Source organism: Pseudoalteromonas sp. Z9A6 (assembly GCF_011378805.1).
GTDB classification, from domain to species: Bacteria; Pseudomonadota; Gammaproteobacteria; order Enterobacterales; family Alteromonadaceae; genus Pseudoalteromonas; species Pseudoalteromonas distincta.
Genome location: NZ_WTKZ01000024.1, coordinates 22,132 through 43,697 on the forward strand (window position 1 = coordinate 22,132; position 21,566 = coordinate 43,697).

The 21,566-nt window shown below is 40.8% G+C and carries 21 protein-coding genes and 1 tRNA gene; 14 read left to right on the plus strand and 8 right to left on the minus strand.

Features of this window, described 5'->3' with window-relative positions; all coding sequences use genetic code 11:
• Positions 1-15 precede the first annotated feature (15 nt).
• Positions 16-255 (minus strand): YdcH family protein, encoded by a 240-nt coding sequence (locus GQR53_RS10750; protein ID WP_165743927.1) that lies wholly within the window; start codon positions 253-255, stop codon positions 16-18.
• A gap of 550 nt (positions 256-805) precedes the next feature.
• Here GQR53_RS10750 and GQR53_RS10755 point away from each other — a divergent pair.
• The 8 genes from GQR53_RS10755 (at position 806) to speD (ending at position 8,643) form a co-directional block, all read left to right on the plus strand.
• A complete protein-coding gene (locus tag GQR53_RS10755) occupies positions 806-1,387 on the plus strand; it encodes an aminodeoxychorismate/anthranilate synthase component II (RefSeq protein ID WP_024596662.1) in 582 nt (193 codons plus the stop codon).
• A gap of 43 nt (positions 1,388-1,430) precedes the next feature.
• Positions 1,431-2,591 (plus strand): HDOD domain-containing protein, encoded by a 1,161-nt coding sequence (locus GQR53_RS10760; protein WP_165743928.1) that lies wholly within the window; start codon positions 1,431-1,433, stop codon positions 2,589-2,591.
• 379 nt (positions 2,592-2,970) lie between these two features.
• A complete protein-coding gene (locus tag GQR53_RS10765) occupies positions 2,971-4,176 on the plus strand; it encodes an aspartate aminotransferase family protein (protein ID WP_165743929.1) in 1,206 nt (401 codons plus the stop codon).
• A gap of 85 nt (positions 4,177-4,261) precedes the next feature.
• Entirely contained in the window at positions 4,262-5,278 is a 1,017-nt protein-coding gene (astA, locus tag GQR53_RS10770) for an arginine N-succinyltransferase (RefSeq protein WP_165743930.1), read from the plus strand.
• 15 nt (positions 5,279-5,293) lie between these two features.
• Positions 5,294-6,763, plus strand: coding sequence for a succinylglutamate-semialdehyde dehydrogenase (gene astD, locus GQR53_RS10775; RefSeq protein ID WP_024603338.1), 1,470 nt, complete (start codon positions 5,294-5,296; stop codon positions 6,761-6,763).
• Positions 6,764-6,895: 132 nt separating this feature from the next.
• Positions 6,896-7,243 (plus strand): DUF3802 family protein, encoded by a 348-nt coding sequence (locus GQR53_RS10780; RefSeq protein WP_002958862.1) that lies wholly within the window; start codon positions 6,896-6,898, stop codon positions 7,241-7,243.
• 86 nt (positions 7,244-7,329) lie between these two features.
• Positions 7,330-7,743: an OsmC family protein gene (locus tag GQR53_RS10785; protein WP_002958863.1), complete on the plus strand. Its 414-nt coding sequence runs from the start codon at positions 7,330-7,332 to the stop codon at positions 7,741-7,743.
• 87 nt (positions 7,744-7,830) lie between these two features.
• Entirely contained in the window at positions 7,831-8,643 is an 813-nt protein-coding gene (gene speD, locus GQR53_RS10790) for an adenosylmethionine decarboxylase (RefSeq protein ID WP_024597058.1), read from the plus strand.
• A 103-nt stretch (positions 8,644-8,746) separates the two neighbouring features.
• Here the strand turns inward: speD and GQR53_RS10795 are convergent, their stop codons facing one another.
• Positions 8,747-10,030: an aromatic amino acid transport family protein gene (locus GQR53_RS10795; RefSeq protein ID WP_165743931.1), complete on the minus strand. Its 1,284-nt coding sequence runs from the start codon at positions 10,028-10,030 to the stop codon at positions 8,747-8,749.
• Positions 10,031-10,475: 445 nt separating this feature from the next.
• Here GQR53_RS10795 and GQR53_RS10800 point away from each other — a divergent pair, with 445 nt between their 5' ends.
• Together GQR53_RS10800 and GQR53_RS10805 are read left to right on the plus strand one after the other, a co-directional pair.
• Positions 10,476-11,273: an alpha/beta hydrolase gene (locus tag GQR53_RS10800; RefSeq protein WP_165743932.1), complete on the plus strand. Its 798-nt coding sequence runs from the start codon at positions 10,476-10,478 to the stop codon at positions 11,271-11,273.
• Between the two features lie 90 nt (positions 11,274-11,363).
• Positions 11,364-11,849: a hypothetical protein gene (locus tag GQR53_RS10805; RefSeq protein ID WP_165743933.1), complete on the plus strand. Its 486-nt coding sequence runs from the start codon at positions 11,364-11,366 to the stop codon at positions 11,847-11,849.
• Between the two features lie 113 nt (positions 11,850-11,962).
• Here GQR53_RS10805 and cysQ read toward each other — a convergent pair whose 3' ends face one another.
• The 6 genes from cysQ to cysG are packed head-to-tail and all read right to left on the minus strand — an operon-like array spanning position 11,963 to position 18,925.
• A complete protein-coding gene (gene cysQ / locus GQR53_RS10810) occupies positions 11,963-12,733 on the minus strand; it encodes a 3'(2'),5'-bisphosphate nucleotidase CysQ (protein WP_165743934.1) in 771 nt (256 codons plus the stop codon).
• Positions 12,734-12,742: 9 nt separating this feature from the next.
• The gene (gene cysC / locus GQR53_RS10815) at positions 12,743-13,336 is read right to left on the minus strand and encodes an adenylyl-sulfate kinase (protein ID WP_002958870.1); all 594 of its coding nucleotides are present in this window, start codon (positions 13,334-13,336) and stop codon (positions 12,743-12,745) included.
• Between the two features lie 32 nt (positions 13,337-13,368).
• A complete protein-coding gene (locus tag GQR53_RS10820) occupies positions 13,369-15,093 on the minus strand; it encodes an SLC13 family permease (protein WP_165743935.1) in 1,725 nt (574 codons plus the stop codon).
• A 31-nt stretch (positions 15,094-15,124) separates the two neighbouring features.
• Complete coding sequence (cysN, locus tag GQR53_RS10825) at positions 15,125-16,549, minus strand: sulfate adenylyltransferase subunit CysN (RefSeq protein WP_024603862.1); 1,425 nt, start codon at positions 16,547-16,549, stop codon at positions 15,125-15,127.
• Positions 16,549-17,448 (minus strand): sulfate adenylyltransferase subunit CysD, encoded by a 900-nt coding sequence (gene cysD, locus GQR53_RS10830; protein ID WP_002958873.1) that lies wholly within the window; start codon positions 17,446-17,448, stop codon positions 16,549-16,551. Before cysD ends, cysN begins: the two co-directional genes overlap by 1 nt.
• A 49-nt stretch (positions 17,449-17,497) precedes the next feature.
• Positions 17,498-18,925: a siroheme synthase CysG gene (gene cysG, locus GQR53_RS10835; protein ID WP_165743936.1), complete on the minus strand. Its 1,428-nt coding sequence runs from the start codon at positions 18,923-18,925 to the stop codon at positions 17,498-17,500.
• A gap of 450 nt (positions 18,926-19,375) precedes the next feature.
• Here cysG and deoC point away from each other — a divergent pair, with 450 nt between their 5' ends.
• The 4 genes from deoC to nusG all read left to right on the plus strand — a co-directional run bounded on the left by deoC (position 19,376) and on the right by nusG (position 21,422).
• Entirely contained in the window at positions 19,376-20,119 is a 744-nt protein-coding gene (gene deoC, locus GQR53_RS10840; RefSeq protein ID WP_165743937.1) for a deoxyribose-phosphate aldolase, read from the plus strand.
• A 148-nt stretch (positions 20,120-20,267) separates the two neighbouring features.
• Positions 20,268-20,344, plus strand: a tRNA-Trp gene (locus tag GQR53_RS10845).
• 132 nt (positions 20,345-20,476) lie between these two features.
• Positions 20,477-20,854, plus strand: a complete 378-nt coding sequence (gene secE / locus GQR53_RS10850; protein WP_002958877.1) for a preprotein translocase subunit SecE — start codon at positions 20,477-20,479, stop codon at positions 20,852-20,854.
• A 4-nt stretch (positions 20,855-20,858) separates the two neighbouring features.
• Positions 20,859-21,422 carry a transcription termination/antitermination protein NusG gene (nusG, locus tag GQR53_RS10855; RefSeq protein ID WP_002958878.1) on the plus strand — a complete coding sequence of 188 codons (564 nt, stop codon included), beginning with the start codon at positions 20,859-20,861 and terminating at the stop codon, positions 21,420-21,422.
• Positions 21,423-21,566: the final 144 nt, after the last annotated feature.

A 21,566-nucleotide genomic window follows, 5' to 3' on the forward strand; every position in this document is an offset into this window, starting at 1 on the left:
TTTTTAGTGGCATTACTACTCTTGCTGCAAGCGTTCGTATAGCCAATCTTTTAGTTCTGTACGTTCGTGTTTTAATAGATGCATTTGTTGATCGCTTATGGGCGCATCTTTGAGCTCTAACACTCTAATCTCTTTATCTAGCTTGTCGTACTTATCTGCTTTTTTTGCAAATTCAGTATCGCTTTCATTTAACTCGGCAATGGTCTTTAAGTACTCTGGAAAGTCATTTGTTAATGAGTGGTCTTCGCCTAACATATTCGCTCCTTAGTAGGATATAAATGAGCTCACAAGTAAGTGAGTTGTATAAGTGAATTACTGCCTTTCATATAATACACTGGGGCTTACATAGATATAATTCAACCATTGAGCCACTAATTTGATGTAGCGCAAACAATCTGTTTATTTTGCTCAGTAAGGCATTTCACCAAAGTATTTAGTAGTGCGATCAATAAATGCACGTACTTTAGAGGTCAATAATTTATTGTTGGGGTATACAGCCTACGTAGGTGTATTAACTAATCGTAAAAAGCTTAGGGTTCGATATTATTGCTCAAGGTGCAAGGAATCCCTGGCTAGAGAAAATAAATTTAAATATCATCATGATTCAATACGTTAGTAAATCTCTTAACCAGAGTTCAAGTTAAGTAAACCAATACCCGCTAAAGGCTTTTAAGCATTTTAGCTAAAAGAGTTAATTTTTAACGCTTTTTGCTAATTTATGTTGGTTAATTAATAGTGGTAGAATGCAGCGCTTAGTACCACTTGTGTAAAGTAGTGGTCAATAATTTATAAGGTCTGTTGTGTAATGCTGTTGATGATCGACAACTACGATTCGTTTACTTACAACTTAGTGCAATATTTTCAGCGTTTAGATCAAGACGTTTTAGTAAAACGTAATGATGAGCTAAGTATTGCACAAATAAAACAGTTAAACCCGCAGCACATCGTGTTATCGCCAGGGCCATGCACCCCTAACGAAGCGGGTATTTCACTAAATGTTGTTGAGCAACTAAAAGGGCAATATCCTATTTTAGGGATTTGCTTGGGGCATCAAACTATCGCACAAGCTTTAGGTGGAGATGTAATTCGTGCTAAAAAAGTAATGCACGGTAAAACATCACCCATAGTTCATACTAATAAAGGGGTGTTTAAAGGCTTAGCTAATCCGTTAACGGTATGTCGTTATCATTCTTTAGTGGTTAAAGCGCAAACTCTGCCTAAAGAGCTTGAAGTAACCGCATGGACTCAAACTGAGCAAGGCGAGTTTGACGAAATTATGGGGTTGTTACACAATGAACTTGCTATCGAAGGTGTGCAGTTTCACCCCGAAGCTATTTTAACTGCTCAAGGCTTAGAACTGCTTGATAACTTTTTAACTCGCTTCTAATGTTATAATACACATAGCATTTTATACTTTATTAATGGATGTCATGACTGAACTTGTAGCCCAGCAGCGTACTGCCAAAATACTAAGCCAACGAGCTCATGACTTATTGCTTGGGCATAGCTTTGCGCATCAGCAAATTGGTTTCATTCATACATTAGATATAGATTACGGCGAACCCATGAAGCAGCGTACCTTGCTGCAGGTTGAAGTGGCCGCACAGAATAAACGCCAGCAAAGCAGTACTGCACATCATAAGTACCGCGCTCAAGCGAGTGAGCAACTGCACAAAACAATTGAAACAGCTATATATAAGCAGCTCGAGAATATAGATGGCGTAATTCATAGCACCATAGGTATTGAAGATGGCATTGCCAATATACTCGATATATTAGCGGTAAAGTCAGCGTCGGTAGGGCGTTTAGAGCCATTGGTTAATGATATAAGCTGGTTGGGTAGGGAGTTAGTAACGCTCGTTAATTTACCTTACTATCGTAATCAACGTAGTAAAAACACGTCTGTAAAAGTAGATAAGCCATCGCTCGCCCTTCGTTATATTGGCCTTGATAACTTACAGCTAGTTATTCCTACATTTGCTGCTCGTCATTGGATGCCACATAGCACCGAACCATTTTCGTTATTAAAACGTCGTTTACGTGACAGTGCCATGGCAAACGCGATTGCAGCGCAAAAAATTGCACAAATTAATAATGTAAATGACGTTCATGCATTTACCCTTGGTATGCTTTTAGATGTAGGGCGAATTGCATTAGTGCGCTTGTACTTAAAAACGTTTGAGCAAATATGGCAACGTAAAGTACAGCTAGCCCGAAATGAAAACCAAAAAGATTTACACACCGCTTTATTAGAGCTTCAGCCCGACCCGCTATTTTTAACTACTCTACTTAGCAATAAATCGATAGAAGTAAGCGCTAAGGTAATAGACAAAATGGCTTTTAAATATTTACCGTTTAAAGGGGTAATGCAGCAGCTAGTAAATGGGGTAGATAAGGGCGATACATTACTGCCATTAACAGAAGTAATGCTAAAGGCACGGTGCTATTCTCAATATCTTAATTTAAAAGAACATCAACTTATTGAACCTGATGAAGCTCTAAGCTGGTTTTCGCACTTTAAGCTCACTAAAACGGAACTAAAAACCCTCCAATCGAGTAATTTTACCAATTTAGCTATTCAGATTGACTAAAAATCTGAATTTTTTGTTAATTTTTTTGCGACTAACCATTCATTCTCATCTTATTGTTATATTACATATTTGCCGATTAAAGCGTGTGCGCCTCTGTACTCATGCGGTTAATAGCCTAAAAATAAGCATAAATAGCTATGCAAATAGTTATTCACTATCTATGAAATAATATCTTTAGCCCTTTATTTTCAAGGGATACATGAAAGTTTTTAACGAGACAGATATAAGTAATTCTGAAATAATGTGCGTCTGAAAATTGAACCACAAAGCAATTTTGCGCAATTATCAGGTTACTGATCTTGCCTATAAAGTTGGTTACAAATATTAACCAAACACCTATTTTGATGTTTTGTGTTGCTCACAATTAAGAGGAAATAAAATGACAGTCAATCGCGAATTATTTGATCACGTAATGGTTCCTAACTACGCACCTTCAAGCGTAATTCCTGTTCGAGGCGAAGGCTCTCGCGTATGGGATCAACAAGGTCGAGAGTTTATCGACTTTGCTGGTGGTATTGCAGTTAACTGTCTTGGCCATTGCCACCCTGCATTAGTAGGCGCATTAAAAGAGCAAGGCGAAAAAATCTGGCATCTATCTAACGTAATGACCAATGAGCCGGCACTTCGCCTAGCTAAAAAAATGGTTGATGCGACATTTGCTGAAAAAGTTTACTTTGCCAACTCTGGCGCAGAAGCAAACGAAGCCGCGCTTAAATTAGCGCGTCGCTTTGCACTTGATAAGTTTGGCGCAGAAAAATCACAAATCATCGCGTTTAACAAAGGTTTCCACGGTCGTACATTCTTTACCGTAACTGTTGGCGGCCAAGCTGCATATTCAGATGGTTTTGGTCCTAAGCCTGGCGACATTGTACATTGCGATTACAATGACCTTGCTGCTTTTGAAGCACTTATCAGCGATAAAACATGTGCCGTAATGATGGAACCTCTACAAGGTGAAGGCGGTATTGTTTCGCCAACTGATGAGTTTGCTCAAGGCGTTCGCGATTTATGTACTAAACATAACGCACTGCTTATTTTTGATGAAGTTCAAACAGGTGTTGGTCGTACTGGCGATTTATACGCATACCAAGGCTTAAACGTAGTACCTGATATTTTAACTTCAGCTAAAGCACTTGGCGGCGGTTTTCCTATTGGCGCTATGATCACAACAACTGAAATTGCACACCACCTTAAAGTAGGTACACATGGTTCTACTTATGGCGGTAACCCGCTTGCGTGTGCTGTTGCAGAAGCTGCATTTGATACAGTAAATACTCCAGAAGTACTTGCTGGCGTAAAAGAAAAAGCCGCATTATTTAATGAACTACTTAGCGCGGTTAACGAAAAATACAACGTATTTAGCGAAATCCGTGGCCAAGGTCTATTAATTGGTGCAGTAGTGAACGAGCAATACAAAGGTCGTGCAAAAGAGTTTTTAGTGGCAGGTACTGAGCAAGGCCTTATGTCATTAGTTGCCGGTGCAGACGTAGTACGTTTCACTCCATCTTTAGTAATTCCTGAAGCGGACATTCGCGAAGGTATGGCACGCTTTGAAAAAGCAGTAGCAAGCGTAGTAAACGCATAAGCGACCTAAGCCAACCAATTAAGGGCAAGCACTGCTTGCCCTGCAATTCCTATTTACCGTTATTTATAAGGGAGCAAGCGGACTCATGATGATCCTTCGCCCAATCCAGCAAAATGATTATTCAGCATTACTGAAAATTGCCCACGAATCTGGGCATGGTTTTACGTCTTTGCCTTTAAATGAAGAGCTATTACAAAAAAAGATCGACCATTCAGTAAGCTCATTTGCTAAACAAACGTCACAACCTGGTGACGAAGGCTACCTGTTTGTTCTTGAAGATAGCGAAACCGGTGATGTTGTAGGTACGTCTGCAATTGAAGCTGCGGTAGGGCTTGATGATGCATTTTATCATTATCACTTAAGTAAAGTGATTCACTCTTCGCGTACATTAAACGTCTACAAAGCGGTTGATATTTTAACGCTATGTAACGACTACACAGGTGCTACAGAGCTTTGCACATTGTTTTTAAAAGATGGCTATCGTAAAAATTGTAACGGTAAGCTACTTTCAAAAGCGCGTTTTATGTTTATAAAGCAGCATCAAGAGCGTTTTGCGCAAACAGTAATCGCAGAAATGCGCGGTGTGTCTGACGAAAACGGCAGCAGCCCTTTTTGGCAGTGGCTTGAAGAGCACTTTTTCTCAATGGATTTTCCAACAGCCGATTACCTAACAGGTATTGGTCAAAAGGTTTTCATTGCTGAGCTAATGCCTAAATATCCAATTTACGTAAATTTGCTAAGTAAAGATGCGCAAGCCGTAATAGGTAAAGTACACGACAACACTCGCCCAGCAATCGAGTTATTAAAAAGCGAAGGCTTTACGTTTAATGGCTACGTAGATATTTTTGACGGCGGCCCAACGGTTGAAGCAAAAGTAGATAACATTGCGACGATTCGTAATGCAAATCACTTTAACGTTGAAATTGGCGAAATGACTGGCGACACCATGGTGTTACTAGCTAACGAAAAGCTTGAAGGTTTCAGAGCAACCGTTGCACCAATGACATTTGACGAGCGCGCAAAAAGCCTTATTTTATCGCAAGAAATAGCAGATGCACTGCATTTGCAAACTGGCGATATTGTTAGTGCAACCACGATTTAATTTAGGAGAAAGTATATGACTCATCCTGCACAATTTATAAATGGTCAATGGTCACAAGGCCAAGGCACAGAATTTAATTCAGTAAACCCTGCAAATAACGACGTTATTTGGCAGGCTTCATCGGCAACTGCGGCGCAAGTAGACACCGCAGTAAATGCAGCGCGCGAAGCGTTTTATGCATGGGCTGATAAAAGCTTTACTGAGCGTTTAGAAATAATTAAAGCATTCGCAGCGCAATTAAAAGAAAACAGCGAAGAGCTCGCTATTACTATCGCACAAGAAACAGGTAAGCCACTGTGGGAAACGCGTACAGAAGCGGGTGCTATGGTTGGTAAAATTGCCATTTCTGAAAAAGCATTTTTAGAGCGCACTGGCGACGTAGAAAACGCAATGCCACTTGGCCGTGCAATGATCCGTCATAAACCACATGGTGTTGTAGCTGTATTTGGTCCGTATAACTTTCCGGGTCACTTACCTAATGGCCACATTGTGCCAGCGCTTTTAGCGGGTAACACAGTGGTATTTAAACCGTCTGAGCTTACTCCTAAGGTTGCTGAGCTTACGCTTAAACTGTGGGAAAAAGCAGGCTTACCAGCTGGTGTAATTAACTTAGTTCAAGGTGAAGTAGAAACGGGTAAAGCCCTTGCTGCTCACAAAGGGATTGATGGCTTGTTCTTTACGGGTTCTTCTCGTACTGGTCATATTTTACATGAACAGTTTGCGGGTCAACCGGGTAAAATTTTAGCGCTAGAAATGGGTGGTAATAACCCACTTATTATTACTGACGTTGAAGACACTAAAGCGGTTGTTCACGATATTATTCAATCAGCGTTTATCTCAAGCGGCCAGCGTTGTACCTGTGCACGTAAATTGTTTTTACCTAAAGGTAGCAAAGGCGATGCAATTTTAGAGCGCCTTATCACTGCAACTAAAGCGATTAAAGTAGGTAACTACGATGATGCAGACCAGCCATTTATGGGCTCTATGATCTCATCAGCTGCAGCTGCAGGCATGGTTAAAGCGCAAAACGAGCTTGTTGAACTTGGCGCTCAAGTATTAGTAGAGCTTGAGCACACAGCCAATACCGGTTTTGTAACACCAGGTATTATTGAGTGTACAAATATTAGTGATTTCCCAGATGAAGAACATTTTGGACCACTTTTAAAAGTATTCCGCTTTGATGACTTTGACCAAGCCATTGATAAAGCAAACGATACAACCTTTGGTTTATCGGCTGGTTTATTAAGTGATAGTGCAGCAGATTACGACCATTTTTTACGTCGTATTCGCGCTGGTATTGTTAACTGGAACCGCCCAATTACTGGCGCATCAAGCGCAGCACCATTTGGTGGTATTGGCGCATCGGGCAATCACAGAGCAAGCGCGTATTACGCAGCTGATTACTGTGCATACCCAGTTGCTTCAGTAGAGCTTGAAAAAGTAGCGATGCCAGCAACACTAAGCCCAGGCTTAAAAATAGATTAAGTAGTAATACTACTTAATTATTATAAAAGCAGCTTCGGCTGCTTTTTTTGTATTGCTATCGTACAAGGCTAGTAATTATCGACTCTTTCTGCTTAAATCAGCATAATTAAATATATTTAGGTGGTTCGCATAATGGTTTTAGATAGGCAAGGGTACGATGATTTGATCATGTATCTAACTCAAAATTTAGCATTGTTTGAGAAGCCAGGCGAAATAAAACCAGGCGCTCCAACAGTAATGGAATTAATCGAAGACGTTATTGCACAAAATGTGATGCTTATTTGCGAGCAGCACACAGACCTCAACACAGAGCAGCGTAGTCAAATTGTACGTGAAGTTGATGGCATAGTTTACGATTTAGAAGAAGTCCTCAGCAGCATCACCTCACAGCCTGTCACGGTTGAACAGCATGCCTTTATAGATGAATTTGCAGGTTTAGTGAAAAACCTCTTTGATAGCGCATTAGCACAACAATCTTAGCCATTTTATAGCCCTGCGTTGCATTTTCATTTGCAACTACGGCTAAGTTGCTTACAATCAAGAAAATATTTTTTTGAGATATAACAATGCAAGCAAATGTAAAATGGGTTGAAGGCGATACGTTTATTGGCCGTTCTAATTCTAACCACAATGTTGTGTTTGATGGCGGCAGCGATAGCGCAGCACCAAGCCCAATGGAAATGGTTTTAATGTCAGTTGGCTGTTGCTCATCAGTTGATGTGGTTAGTATTTTAAAAAAAGCTAAACAAGATTTTTCAGACGTACAAGTGCAACTCAGTGCAGAACGCGCCGAAACAGCACCGCGCGTGTTTACCAAAATCAACTTACACTTTGTTGTTAAAGGCAATAATGTGTCTGAAAAGCACCTTGCACGTGCAGTTTCACTCTCTGCTGAAAAGTATTGCTCGGTTGCATTAATGCTTGATAAAACAGTAGAAATTACGCATAGCCACGAAGTTGTGCAAGATCAAGCAAAATAACGCTTTTTCCACGAGGAAAATTCGTATAAAATCCGCGAACTTTTCATTCTGCAGGTGCAGAACCCACTAATTATAGGTTGGTTTATTATGAACAAACCCTTCGATAAACTTAAACTTCATGGCTTTAACAATTTAACCAAAAGTTTAAGCTTTAGTATTTATGATATTTGTTACGCAAAGACCGAGCAACAACGTAAAGAATATATTGAATATATCGATGAGCAGTACAGTGCAGATAGACTAACCGATATTTTAGGTGAAGTTGTTGATATTATTGGTGCTAACATTTTAAATGTAGCGCGCCAAGATTATGAACCGCAAGGCGCAAGTGTCACTATTTTGGTTTCAGAAGAACCAGTAGAAGAGCAGCAAAATTACGATGCTGACGAAGCACCAGGGCCATTACCTGATTCAGTTGTTGCGCACCTAGATAAAAGCCACATTTGTGTACACACATACCCAGAAGCTCACCCTGATGATGGTATTTGTACATTCCGTGCTGATATTGAAGTATCTACCTGTGGCATTATTTCGCCACTTAAAGCGTTAAACTTCTTAATTCATAGCCTTGAGTCAGACGTAGTAACAATTGACTACCGCGTACGTGGTTTTACCCGCGACATAAACGGTGTTAAACACTACATTGACCATGCTATTAGCTCGATTCAAAACTTCATGACAGAAGATACAAAAGAAGCGTACCAAATGATGGACGTGAACGTGTATCAAGAAAACCTGTTCCACACCAAAATGATGTTAAAAGAAACCGACTTAAATACCTATTTATTCGGCCTTTCTACTGATGAGTTATCGGACGAAGAAGAAGACGAAATTCGCTCTAAGCTGACTCGCGAAATGCAAGAAATATTCTATGGCCGTAACCTGCCAGATACAGAATAATAGCAACGAATTAAATTAAAAATGGCGCTCAGTGAGCGCCATTTTTTTATGCCTAAAAAAGCCCAGCTAATTAAATTAGCTGGGCTTTTGAATATATAGCGTATTAATTAATCATGCTGTAAATAAGTGCAAATACAGCAAGTGAGCCAACCGCTAATATAAATAGCGTGCTTAAACGGTTGCGGTATTTATGAAGTGCAGGCACTTTATAAACTGCAATCATTGGCATGATGAATAAAATCATTGCGATGATAGGGCCCGATAACTGATCCATCATGTCTAAAATACTTGGGTTTTTAACAGCGCAAAACCAAATAGCTAAAAACATAATTAGCACACCAATTTTATCGGCCGCTTTTGCGCTTAAGCTTGTTTGCTTAGTTACTAAACCCGTAAAGCTCTCACGTGCCCCTAAAAAGTGACCCAAAAACGACGATGTAATAGCAATAAAGGCAACAAGCGGCCCAAGTGTGGCAATAAACGAGTTATCAGTAATATTAGCAAGGTAGGATAAAACCGATACGTTAGCGGCTTTAGCCGCTGCCATTTGCTCGCCTGTAAGCGACAGCACGCAAGAGAACACAAATAACAGTACAAAGGTAATAAGTAGTAAGCTAGTGCGCTTTAAAACCGCCTCAGACTTATGTGTAGCTTGTTCACCGTAGTGACCGCGTTGCACGTTTACAAAGCTTGAGATAGCCGCTGCGTGGCTAAACGAAAACACAATAATAGGGATCGATAACCACAACGTTTTACCAAAGCTGCCTATTTCAGGCATTGCCATATCTGGCATTTGCCAGCTTGGGATTAAATAAAGTGATAAAAAGAACAATATACCCACAAGCGGGTAAACTAAAATAGCAAAGGCACGCAGCATTAAGCGCTCGCCGCCCATCATTAAGCTAATCATACCTGCAACTAATACACCCGAAAGCAACACGCGAGAAGGTGATTCCATCCCCATTTGATTAACCATAAAGCTATCAACGGTATTAGTTAAGCCCACACCGTAAATAAGCAAAATTGGGAATATAGATAAAAAGTATAATAAAGAAATTAACCGCCCCGCAGTCACACCAAAGTGCTCTTCAACTACGTCGGTAAAATCGGCATCTTTATTTTTTGATGAAAGTACAAAACGCGCTAATCCACGGTGTGCACAAAAGGTCATTGGAAATGCTAAGCATGCCAAAATAATTAACGGCCAAAAACCGCCAATGCCAATATTAATAGGTAAAAATAAAATACCCGCACCAACGGCGGTACCAAAAAGGCTTAAAGTCCACTGCGTATCGTGCAGGTTCCATTTAGAAGTGGGTGTGTTTGAAGGTGTGTGTGCACCTGTTGTTGATGCATTTGAAAGCGTTGCATCTTGAGATGTTGTCATGTGTGTGTTTATCCATTATTTAAATAATAATCGCGCGCAAGAATATAGTTTTTAGCTAAAAATTTCATGTTTTGAGAGGATTTGTAGACTAATTAATTAGACCAAATTGAAGGGTAAGTGTCATGAATACGAAACAGCGGTGTAAAAGTGGGCAACACCCTTAAGCGGCAGCACCGCATTATAATTTTAAAGTAGGTTGGTTAGAGCGCAGCGAAACCCAACACGCCATAGCGTCACGCCAGCAGCAAAGCCGAGATAGGCGGTTTCATAACGTAAAAATAGGGACTGGTCATTTTTATTAGTTTTCATTTAAAAATCAAAATCTGCCCCGAAAAGCTGTTAAGTAGAAGCCATTGACCTGAACTTCATAGGAGATTTTTATTAAACTCCGTTATACTTCCTGCAATTGAATATGCCAAACGAAGTAAATAGGCCACTAACTGCAATGAGCAAAGAGATTCTCTTCCATACTACTTTTGCGCACGAAACCAGTAAAACATGGGTTGTATTTGTCCATGGAGCAGGTGGTAGTTCGGCAATTTGGTTTCGTCAGCTTAAAGCCTATAAAAAAGAATATAATGTGTTGTTGCTAGATCTTCGTGGTCACGGTAAATCGAATAACTTAGTACAAAACTTTGTTGATAATAATTATTCATTTAATAATTTCTCTAGAGACATTATCGATGTGTTAGATCATAACAATATCTCCAGCGCACACTTTGTTGGTATTTCATTGGGCACAATACTCATTCGAAATATTGCTGAAATTGCGCCGCAATATGTTTCTAGCATGGTGCTAGGTGGAGCGGTTACTCGTTTTAATACTCGCAGTAATACATTGGTTTATTTAGGTAATACTTTTAAACACTTCCTGCCTTATATGTGGCTGTACCGTTTATTTGCTTTTATTATGATGCCTAAAAAGCGCCATAAAGAATCTCGACTTTTGTTTGTTCGTGAAGCAAAACGCTTGTGCCAAAAAGAGTTTATAAAATGGTTTAAATTAGCCATGGACGTAAACCCTTTAATGCAATACTTCAAAGAAAAAGACATTGATATTCCCATTCTGTACATTATGGGTAAGGAAGATCATATGTTCCTTGGCCCTGTTAAAGAAATGGTAAAGCGCCATAAAAATAGCGTACTGCAAACTATTCACCATTGCGGCCATGTTTGTAATGTGGAACGTCCTGACTTATTCAATCAGCACTCGCTTGCTTTTATCGCCCAGCAAAATCGTTAAGGGTTGTAGATAAAATAGGGATAGGCCTTTCTTTTTTGACTTACAAAACTTAAAAAAGATCTAAATGGGTTAACTTAAAAGGAATTTAAATTGGAAGCGTTAAGTACTGCTAAGCAAGTTATTGATATCTTTTCGGCTTTATTAAGCCCTGTAATTGCCATCTCAGTAGGCTTTATTGCATACCAGCAGTGGAAGCTTAATGTTGATAAAGAGAAGCGTGAAAGTAACTCAAATAAATTGCATATTTATATAGTTGTAAAAAGGTTTTTGCGTAGTGTTGATATAAATCATGTGGTCGATGATAAGTTGTACGAAGAGCTTCAAGAGGCACTTGCCCTAGCTGATTTCTATTTTGACGGTATTGTTACCGATTGGTTATTTCAAGTAGACTCTGATGCATCAGCTTGGCTAAACTTAATGCGAATTAATTCATTACCTGATATGCAAGAATCAAACCCCGAGTTTACTCGTAATCTAAGGGAAATTGAGGAGCTAATTGATAATCTTCAAAATTTTCATTGTGAGTTATTTGATGTATTTAAAGGTAGTATGATGTACTTAAAAACTAGTAAGTAGTTAATAAGGCTTGTTTCTTTTTCACCGTTTGCTAAACACTGCTTGATGACTCAAGGAGTAAAAGCTATCACTTGTCTTTTTAACAACCGATAGCTAACCACTTAAAACTGCGCTTACTCTTCTATCGCACTTACAATAAAGTACGGATTTAAGTATTCATCTTTGGTGTTATAAATAAGCGGGCTGCCATCAAGCTTAGTGACTTTAGCACCGGCTATTTCGGCAATAGCATGGCCGGCGCCTGTATCCCATTCGCAAGTTGGACCTAATCGCGGGTAAATGTCGGCGCTGCCCTCAGCGACTAAACACAGTTTTAGTGAGCTGCCTTTAGACACCATTTCAACCTCATCAAAGCGTTTCACAAACTCGGCTAAATCGGGTGATGGGTGCGAGCGACTGCCTACAACACGAATTAACCCTTTGTTAGGTTTAGTTGTTACTTTAAGCTCAATTCGCTCATCGCCTTTATCTTTAAATGCGCCAATGGCTTCGGCAGCTAAGTACGATACGCCAAGGGCAGGTGCATCTACTACGGCTAAAATAGGAATGCCGTTTTTAATTAGGGCGATGTTTACGGTAAATTCACCGTTCTTTTTAATAAATTCTTTAGTGCCGTCGATTGGATCAACTAACCAGTAGCTTTTCCACGTTTGGCGTACATCCCAACTTATGTCGGCGTTTTCTTCACTGAGTATTGGAATATCAGGTGTGAGCTGTTGAAGCCCTGCCACAATCAGTTTATGAGCTGCTAAATCGGCGTCGGTTACGGGGCTTTCATCGGCTTTGTACTCAACGTTAAAATCCTTTTCGTAAATTCCCATTATCGTTTGGCCTGCTTTGCGGGCAAGGATGAGGGTTTCTTCTAGCAGTTCGGTTTGATTCATGGGGTTAACCTATATTATGTGCTTTTGTTTTAGATACGTTATCAGTTGTGTAACCGATTGGTCTAGGGTGTTTTTACTTGTATCTAAAATTATTTCTGGATTGTTTGGCACTTCGTAGCTTGAATCGATACCAGTGAAGTGTTTTATCTCTCCAGCGCGGGCTTTTTTGTATAAGCCTTTAGGATCGCGGCTTTCGCATACATCCAGTGGGGTATCGATAAAGACTTCGATAAATTCGCCTTCGTCTACTAAGTTACGCACCATGTCGCGTTCTGCTCTAAAAGGCGATATAAACGCAGTAAGTACTAACAAGCCAGCGTCGGTCATTAGTTTTGCGGTTTCGCCTACGCGGCGTATGTTTTCAATGCGGTCTTCGTCGCTAAAGCCTAGATCTTTACACAAACCGTGGCGTACGTTGTCGCCATCGAGCAGGTAAGTGTGCGTACCTTGCTGATTAAGCGCCGCTTCTAGTGCGTTTGCTACGGTGCTTTTGCCAGAGCCTGAAAAGCCGGTAAACCATAAAATAGCGGGCTTATGTTTTTTTTGCTCACTACGCTGTGCTTTTGTCGTTGCGTAGTTATGCCAAACTATATTTTCATCCATAGTGAGAGTCTCTTATGCTGTAAGCGCAGGTATTAAAACGGAAATACCAGCGGGATCAGGGTTAATACTGTGATTGAATAAATAATAGAAAGGGGTAAGCCCATCACTATGTAATCTTTTAAGCGATAGTTACCCGCGCTATAAACCATTAGGTTAGTTTGATACCCAAATGGCGATATAAAGCTGGCTGATGCGCCAAAGGCAACCGCCATAATAAACGGTAGTGGGTCTACATTAAAACCAACCGCGAGCGAGTAAGCAACAGGGAACGACAAGGCAGCAGCTGCGTTGTTAGTTATAAGCTCGGTAAATAATACGGTCATTAAAAATATAGCTATAAACGCGCCGTACGGGCCAAAATCCCCAAGTACCATAAACATGGCGTCGGATATTTGCCCGGCAAGTCCGGTGCCTATCATTAATTTAGCAAGGCCAATGGCGCTACCTACAACCACCAATAACTCGATAGGAAAACGGCGTTTTACTTCGTTAAGTTTTATGGTGCCGCTGAGCATTAAGCCAATCAGTAATACTAATAAGCCTTTAACCAGCGGCACTATGCCAATAATGCTTAAACCCAGTACTGCGGCAAAGCTTAGTAGCACAATATTTGATTGCTTAGGTGCAAGGTGGGCTTGTAAGTCAAACCCTGAAATATACACAAATTCGCGCTTTAAATTAGGCAAAGTGTAAAAGTTTTTGCCTGGTGCGAGTATAAGTGAGTCGCCAGCTTGTAATTGCACTTGCCCAAGGCCGCCTTGTAAGCGGTCATGTCCACGGCGAATGGCAATAACAGCAGCATGAAACTGCTCTCTAAAGCGGGCTTCTTTTACGGTTTTACCAATAAATTTTGAAGATTGACTTACGACTACTTCTACTAAGTGTTCTATGTCTTTTTGGTGATTCTCGTGCACTACTTTTAAACCGTCGAAACGGGTAAGTAATGGCACCGATTTTATGTCACCTACAAACAGCAGCACGTCGTCTTTTTGAATAATTTGCTGTGGAGTGACTGCGCAAATGCGGCTCTCGTCGCGAATAATTTCAGCAAGGAATAAGTCTTTTAAATCACGCAGGCCGTTTTCTTCTACGGTTTGGCCTATTAATTTTGAGCTTGCTTGTACTTTACCTTCTAGGTAAAAAGGCACGACTTCTTGGTCGCTTTTACCGTTGTCGGGTAAGTATTTAAGCATTACTAAAATAGTAATTAGGCCTACGCTTAGCGCGCCTAAACCGACTAAGGTAAAGTCAAAAAAGCCCAGCGGTTCCATGCCCGCATCTACTGCAAAGCCATTGACGATTAAGTTGGTTGATGTACCAATAAGCGTAATAGTGCCGCCCAAAATAGCAGTGTACGACAGCGGTAATAATAGCTTTGAAGGGGAGTGATTAGGATTGTCTTTTATCGCGGTAATAAGCGATGCAACAACGGCGGTATTGTTAGTGAACGACGATAAAAAGGCGGTTGATAACCCCAATTTTGTTACCGATTTTACTAAACTACCTTTAGATAGCGATTGCGCTAACTTTTGAATTAGGGTGGTTTTTTCTATTGCGGTCGACACTAACACCAATAGTACTAAAGTGATAAGCGACGGGTTAGCGTAGTTAACTAACATACTTTCAAGATCGATTAGCCCTGCTAAGTAGCTGGTGCCAATAGCGCTTACAAATAACCATGCTGGATTAATACGGGTGCCAAAAAGGCACCCGACTAAGGTAAGCATAATGCCTGTTAAAACGAGCTGTTCTACCATGCTTTTAAATTCCTAACAGGCTAAAGTTAACTTATAGCTTAGAAATATCAAGCGCTTGCCAATGCGGGAAGTGCTTGCGTACTAAGCTGTTAAATTCAACTTCAAATTCGCTAAAGTTACTTTGCTTTGTTTGGCTTTGCAGTACTTGCTCAATCATACCGGCAGCAACTGTTAGGTTTGATAAGCGATCGATTAGAATAAACGAGCCTGTTTCGTGATTGCTGTGGTACTCGTCTGCCAAAATAGTTTCGGTTAGTTCAAGCGTTACAATCGCAATTTCGTTTAGCTGTAATGAGTCGCTAGTGCCGTGCTCAAGCGTGTTTACATCAATTGTGTAGTCAATCTTTTTAACAATAGCTGAGGTGTTTTTGCTACCTAGTTTTAGGTTATAGCTTTTACCTAATACTAATGGCGATTCATGCATCCACACAATTTTAGCTTGCAACTGGTTAGTTACAGCGGCCGTTGAATTTGCAGGTACGATTACATCCCCTCGGCTAATATCAATTTCGTTATTTAGGGTAACGGTAATTGCTTGGCCTGCTTCGGCGCTGTCTAGGTTGCCATCAAAGGTAACAATTTCTTTAATGCTTGATGTTTTACCCGACGGTAATACTTTTATAGCATCGCCTACGTGCATCTTGCCCGATGTAAGTGTGCCCTGAAAACCACGGAAGTTTAAGTTAGGACGCACTACATATTGCACAGGTAGGCGCGCTTCAAAGCCTGTATCTGTTTCGGCTGCTGGCGAATCTTCTAGTAATTCTAGTAGCGGCTTGTCGGTGTAATACGGTGTATGTGCAGAGCGTGTTACTACGTTGTCGCCTTTAAGCGCCGACATAGGCACAAACTTAATGTTTGATACGTTAAGTTGCTCAGCAAATTTAAGGTAATCGGCCTTAATTTTTTCATACACGGTTTCGTCAAAATCAACGATATCCATTTTATTAACGGCAACAACAAACTGCTTAATGCCCAGCGAGTCACAAATAAAGCTATGGCGCTTAGTTTGTACTTGTACGCCGTAACGCGCATCAACCAAAATAATGGCGACATCGCTTGTTGATGCACCGGTTACCATGTTGCGCGTGTATTGCTCGTGCCCAGGTGTGTCGGCAATAATAAATTTACGCTTAGCCGTTGAAAAGTAACGGTACGCTACGTCAATGGTAATGCCTTGCTCACGCTCAGCTTGTAGGCCATCAACCAATAATGCAAGGTCAAGATCTTCACCTGCATTACCTACTTTTTCGTTATCTTTATGAAGGGCAGCTAGCTGATCTTCATAAATTTGGTGGCTGTCGTGTAGTAGGCGGCCAATCAGTGTTGATTTACCGTCATCTACGCTGCCACAAGTAAGCATGCGTAATAAGCTTTTGTCTTGTTGGCGTGCTAGGTAGGCGTCTATGCCTATTTCTTTTACTTCGTTAAATGTATCGTTATTTTGGCTAGACATTAAAAATACCCCTCACGTTTTTTCTTCTCCATTGAGCCGGCTGAATCATGGTCAATAACACGACCTTCACGTTCAGATGACGTAGATAGCAGCATTTCTTCGATGATTTCGGTTAAAGTACTTGCTGTTGATTCAACTGCACCGGTAAGTGGGTAGCAGCCTAATGTACGAAAACGAACAGATTTCATTTGCGGTACTTCACCTTCATTAAGAGGCATACGCTCATCGTCAACCATAATCAAAGTACCGTCGCGCTCAACTACTGGGCGATCTTTAGCTAGGTACAATGGCACCATTTCGATGTTTTCTTGATAAATGTATTGCCAAATATCAAGCTCAGTCCAGTTAGATAATGGGAAAACACGAATGCTCTCACCCGGATTAACTTGGCTGTTGTAGGTATTCCAAAGCTCTGGGCGTTGGTTTTTAGGGTCCCAACGGTGGTGTTTGTCGCGGAACGAATAAACACGCTCTTTTGCGCGTGACTTTTCTTCGTCGCGGCGTGCGCCACCAAATGCAGCATCAAAGCCGTATTTATCTAGCGCTTGTTTTAAGCCTTGGGTTTTCATTATGTCGGTATGTTTACCCGAGCCATGCGTAAACGGGCCTACGCCCATTTCAATGCCTTCTGGATTTTTGTGTACCAGTAGGTCAAAGCCGTATTCTTTAGCTATACGGTCGCGAAACTCAATCATTTCACGAAACTTCCAGTTGGTGTCTACGTGTAATAACGGGAACGGTATTTTTGCAGGGTAAAATGCTTTACGCGCTAAGTGCAAAAGTACCGACGAATCTTTACCAATAGAGTAAAGCATTACTGGGTTCTCAAACTCAGCGGCGACTTCGCGCATGATTTTGATACTTTCAGCTTCAAGTTGCTGAAGGTGAGTTAAAGCCATTGTTAGTCGTCCTACTAAAATGATTAAAAGTTACAAATTTAAAATTCGGTTATGTATTTGATACATCTGTTAGCGGCTGTGCAAAGCTGCTTGTTTGCTCGTTTTTCCCAAACCACGCTAGTTGCGAGTGCAGGGCGGCTACTTCGCCAATAATGAGTAGTGCAGGCGATATAATGCTGTTGCGTTCAATTAAGTCGGCAAGTTCGCCTAATTGGCCTGTTACTACACGCTGATTTTTACGTGTACCGTTTTCGATAATGGCAACAGGGGTGTCGGCTTTGCGGCCATGTTTTAAAAGCTCGCCTTGTATGTGCGGCGATTTAATTACGCCCATGTAAATAGCCAGCGTTTGATTTGCTTTTGCCAGCGATTGCCAATCAAGTTCTTGACCGTCTTTTTTACAGTGGCCAGTTACAAATTGAATGGCTTGTGCATGGTCGCGATGCGTAAGCGGAATACCCGCGTAAGCACTACAACCTGCAGCGGCTGTAATACCTGGAACAATTTGATAATTTACGTTGTTAGCAGCCAGTACTTGTACTTCTTCGCCACCACGGCCATAAATAAACGGGTCACCACCTTTAATGCGGCACACTTTTTTGCCTTTTTTAGCAAGGTCGACCAGCATTTGGTTGGTATCTTCTTGAACAACACTATGATCGCCTAAGCGTTTACCTACACAAATAAGGTCAGCATCACGGCGCACTAGTTCCATAATTTCGTCAGAGACTAAAAAGTCGTATACAACCACATCGGCTTGTTGCATAAGTTGCAGTGCTTTAAGTGTTAAAAGCTCTGGATCGCCAGGGCCTGCACCTACTACGTATACTTCGCCTTCAGGTTCTGCTTTCGCATCCAGCATTTGCTCTAGTTGCTGCTGTGCGGCTTGGGTATCGCCGGTTTGTACTTTACTCACAACAGATGAGTCGAACACACCTTCCCAAAATTGGCGGCGGTCTGAAAAATGCTTAAAGCGTTTTTTTACTTTGTCTCTAAAGCCACCGACAAGTGTTGCAAGTGGGCCAATATGATGTGGAATAAGAGTTTCGAGTTTTTCGCGTAAGCGACGTGCAAGTACGGGCGCTGTGCCAGCACTTGATATAGCAATCGTAATTGGGTCACGGTCTACAATGGATGGGAATATAAACGTACATTTAGGTTGGTCATCAACCACGTTTACAAACACATTGCGGGCATTGGCAAGTTCAAATACGTTGTTGTTTACTTCATCGCGGTCGGTTGCTGCAATAACAAGCATTTTGCCATCAAGGTGCGATTCATCAAAATAAGCATCAATAAGCGTTACTTCATTATTATGTGCATGCTCTTTTAGTTCGTCGCAAAACCAAGGTGCTACTAAAGTAACGCTTGCTCTCGCTTTTAAAAACGCGCGACATTTGCGTAAAGCGACCTCTCCACCGCCAACAACCAATACTGGTTTGTTGTCGAGTTTGGTAAAGATAGGTAAATACTGCACGTTAATAAGACCCCTAAACAAATTCAAATATAAGAAAACGCTTTATTCTGATGAGCAGAATATAGCGGCTATCAATAAGTAAAAAATAATTAAAACCAAGTTGATATAACCAAAAGTTATAATAGGTGGGCTTTTTAGGCCTAAGAGCTAGTTAACAAGGGATTGCGCCGAGTTACAAGTAAAATAACCAGCTTATAGTGTTTGGTTATGAGCTATAGCGAGTTTGGTTTAATTTGTTAATATGGAGGCATATCAAATTTTGTACTTATATCAATTGCATTAAATTAGTGATCTATTATAGCGACGAGAAAATAGCTCAATAACAAGGCTAAAATTATGATACATAGTTGTTCTATATAAATAGTTTTTAACGTAGTTAGTGCGTTATTTAATACGCTAAAATGATCATGTTTTTAATAAAATTGGTATTACATAAGCAACGGAGCTCTAATGACACAACACCAAAAAGATGCCGCATTAGCAGTCGCACTGATGGATTTAACAAGCTTAAACACCAGCGATACCACCAAAAGCATTCAAGCACTTGTTGATAGTATAAACCCGACGCTGGGCACGCCTGCCGCTGTATGTGTTTATAGCGACTTTGTTGATGATGCAAAAATAGCACTCGCAGCGCGTGAGCTAAACCACGTAAAAGTCGCAACAGTTACTAACTTTCCAACGGGTGATGCTCCACTGAGTGATGTAATTAACGAAACACTTATTGCTATAGAGCGCGGCGCAGACGAAATTGATTTGGTTATTCCTTATAAAAAACTCATAGCAGGCGATGCTCAAACTGTACTTAGTTATGTAAGCGAAAGTAAAAAAGCGTGTGGGTCGCGCGCGCAACTTAAAGTAATAATAGAAAGCGGCGAGCTAAAAACCGACGCGCTTATTACTCAAGCCACGGAGCTTGCAATTGAAGGCGGTGCTGATTTTGTAAAAACCAGTACGGGTAAAGTGGCTGTAAATGCCACGCTTGAATCAACAAAAATTATGCTAACAGCCATTAAAAACTCAAACAAACGTGTGGGCTTTAAAGCGGCAGGCGGTGTTAAAACAGTGGCTGATGCCAGTGATTATTTAGCACTTGCACGCGCAATAATGGGTGATGATTATTTGCAAGCAAATACATTTAGGTTTGGCGCTTCAAGCTTGTTAAGTGACGTTTATAAAACCATAGGGAAATAATCAATATCTTTGGATTGTAGGTTTATCTAACCGATTAAATTATTAGCAGTTTAAACAATAATGTAATTAATTAATTAGATTTTCCAATGTGGGTATCTTTTAGGCTTGTGTTAATGAACTGCGTAAGTATAATAGGCATCCACTTTGCAGGGGCGTAGTTCCAATTGGTAGAACAGCGGTCTCCAAAACCGATGGTTGGGAGTTCGAATCTCTCCGCCCCTGCCAGTTTTACTTGTTATTTGAGTAGTCTGAGATTAAAAACCGGTTTAAGTTAAGTCTGTTTTTAAGTTTAGATTTTAATGGATTAACCCTGCCGTAGTGTAGGGTTGTTGTGTCTGTAGTTAAGGTAATAATATTATGAGCACGAATGTAGAAACACCATCAAGTGCGATGGAGTCAGTAAAGTGGTTAGTAGCAATCGCGCTACTTGCAGGCGCAGTTGTTGGTAATCACATGTATGCAGATCAATCTGTATTACTACGTGCTATTGGCGTTGTTGTTGCAATAGCGGCCGGATTAGCAATTGCCTCGCAAACATTTAAGGGACGTAACTTTCTTGCTTTCGCTAAAGAAGCTCGAATTGAAGTACGCAAAGTTATTTGGCCAACGCGCCAAGAAACTACCCACACGACATTAATTGTAATGGTTGCAACAGTGATTATGGCACTTATCCTTTGGGGATTAGATGGCATTTTATTCCGCGCTGTAGGCTTTTTAACTGGATTGGAGATCTGATCCCATGTCGGATGAGAACGAGAACAAAGAAATTAAGTTACGTTGGTATGTAGTACAGGCCTTTTCTGGTTACGAAAAGCGTGTAGCTCAAACGTTAATTGAACATATTAAAATCGAAGGTCTAGAATCGAGCTTTGGTGAAATATTAGTACCAACTGAAGAAGTTGTTGAGATGCGCGCTGGCCAAAAGCGTAAATCTGAGCGTAAATTCTTCCCCGGTTACGTATTAGTACAAATGGATATGAATGACGCAAGCTGGCACTTAGTGAACAGCACAGAACGCGTTATGGGCTTTATTGGTGGTACGTCTGATCGTCCTGCTCCTATCAGCCCTAAAGAAGCTGAGCGCATTCTTAATCGCCTACAAGAAAATGCTGAAGCACCTAAACCTGCTACATTATTTGAACCAGGTGAAGTTGTACGCGTTACAGATGGTCCATTTGCAGATTTCAGTGGTGTAGTTGAAGAAGTTGACTACGAAAAGAGCCGCGTAAAAGTATCTGTACTTATTTTTGGTCGTTCTACGCCAGTTGAGCTTGAATTCGGTCAAGTTGAGCAAGATAAGTAATTGATTAAAAAAGCTTCGCTAATTTTTATTTAAATTTTGGCATGAAGCTTGAAAAAGGCCGCTGATTAACTTATAATCAGCGGCCTTTTTGTATTAAGGTAAAATTTATTTTTTACTGTGCAAAAAGTACGAAACCAATTTTTA

Excerpts from the sequence above, each read along its gene's own strand:
- GQR53_RS10750 (WP_165743927.1), bottom strand. The coding sequence starts at position 255 with ATGTTAGGCGAAGACCACTCATTAACAAATGACTTTCCAGAGTACTTA.
- GQR53_RS10755 (WP_024596662.1), top strand. The coding sequence starts at position 806 with ATGCTGTTGATGATCGACAACTACGATTCGTTTACTTACAACTTAGTG.
- GQR53_RS10760 (WP_165743928.1), top strand. The coding sequence starts at position 1,431 with ATGACTGAACTTGTAGCCCAGCAGCGTACTGCCAAAATACTAAGCCAA.
- GQR53_RS10765 (WP_165743929.1), top strand. The coding sequence starts at position 2,971 with ATGACAGTCAATCGCGAATTATTTGATCACGTAATGGTTCCTAACTAC.
- astA (WP_165743930.1), top strand. The coding sequence starts at position 4,262 with ATGATGATCCTTCGCCCAATCCAGCAAAATGATTATTCAGCATTACTG.
- astD (WP_024603338.1), top strand. The coding sequence starts at position 5,294 with ATGACTCATCCTGCACAATTTATAAATGGTCAATGGTCACAAGGCCAA.
- GQR53_RS10780 (WP_002958862.1), top strand. The coding sequence starts at position 6,896 with ATGGTTTTAGATAGGCAAGGGTACGATGATTTGATCATGTATCTAACT.
- GQR53_RS10785 (WP_002958863.1), top strand. The coding sequence starts at position 7,330 with ATGCAAGCAAATGTAAAATGGGTTGAAGGCGATACGTTTATTGGCCGT.
- speD (WP_024597058.1), top strand. The coding sequence starts at position 7,831 with ATGAACAAACCCTTCGATAAACTTAAACTTCATGGCTTTAACAATTTA.
- GQR53_RS10795 (WP_165743931.1), bottom strand. The coding sequence starts at position 10,030 with ATGACAACATCTCAAGATGCAACGCTTTCAAATGCATCAACAACAGGT.
- GQR53_RS10800 (WP_165743932.1), top strand. The coding sequence starts at position 10,476 with ATGAGCAAAGAGATTCTCTTCCATACTACTTTTGCGCACGAAACCAGT.
- cysQ (WP_165743934.1), bottom strand. The coding sequence starts at position 12,733 with ATGAATCAAACCGAACTGCTAGAAGAAACCCTCATCCTTGCCCGCAAA.
- cysC (WP_002958870.1), bottom strand. The coding sequence starts at position 13,336 with ATGGATGAAAATATAGTTTGGCATAACTACGCAACGACAAAAGCACAG.
- GQR53_RS10820 (WP_165743935.1), bottom strand. The coding sequence starts at position 15,093 with ATGGTAGAACAGCTCGTTTTAACAGGCATTATGCTTACCTTAGTCGGG.
- cysN (WP_024603862.1), bottom strand. The coding sequence starts at position 16,549 with ATGTCTAGCCAAAATAACGATACATTTAACGAAGTAAAAGAAATAGGC.
- cysD (WP_002958873.1), bottom strand. The coding sequence starts at position 17,448 with ATGGCTTTAACTCACCTTCAGCAACTTGAAGCTGAAAGTATCAAAATC.
- deoC (WP_165743937.1), top strand. The coding sequence starts at position 19,376 with ATGACACAACACCAAAAAGATGCCGCATTAGCAGTCGCACTGATGGAT.
- secE (WP_002958877.1), top strand. The coding sequence starts at position 20,477 with ATGAGCACGAATGTAGAAACACCATCAAGTGCGATGGAGTCAGTAAAG.
- nusG (WP_002958878.1), top strand. The coding sequence starts at position 20,859 with ATGTCGGATGAGAACGAGAACAAAGAAATTAAGTTACGTTGGTATGTA.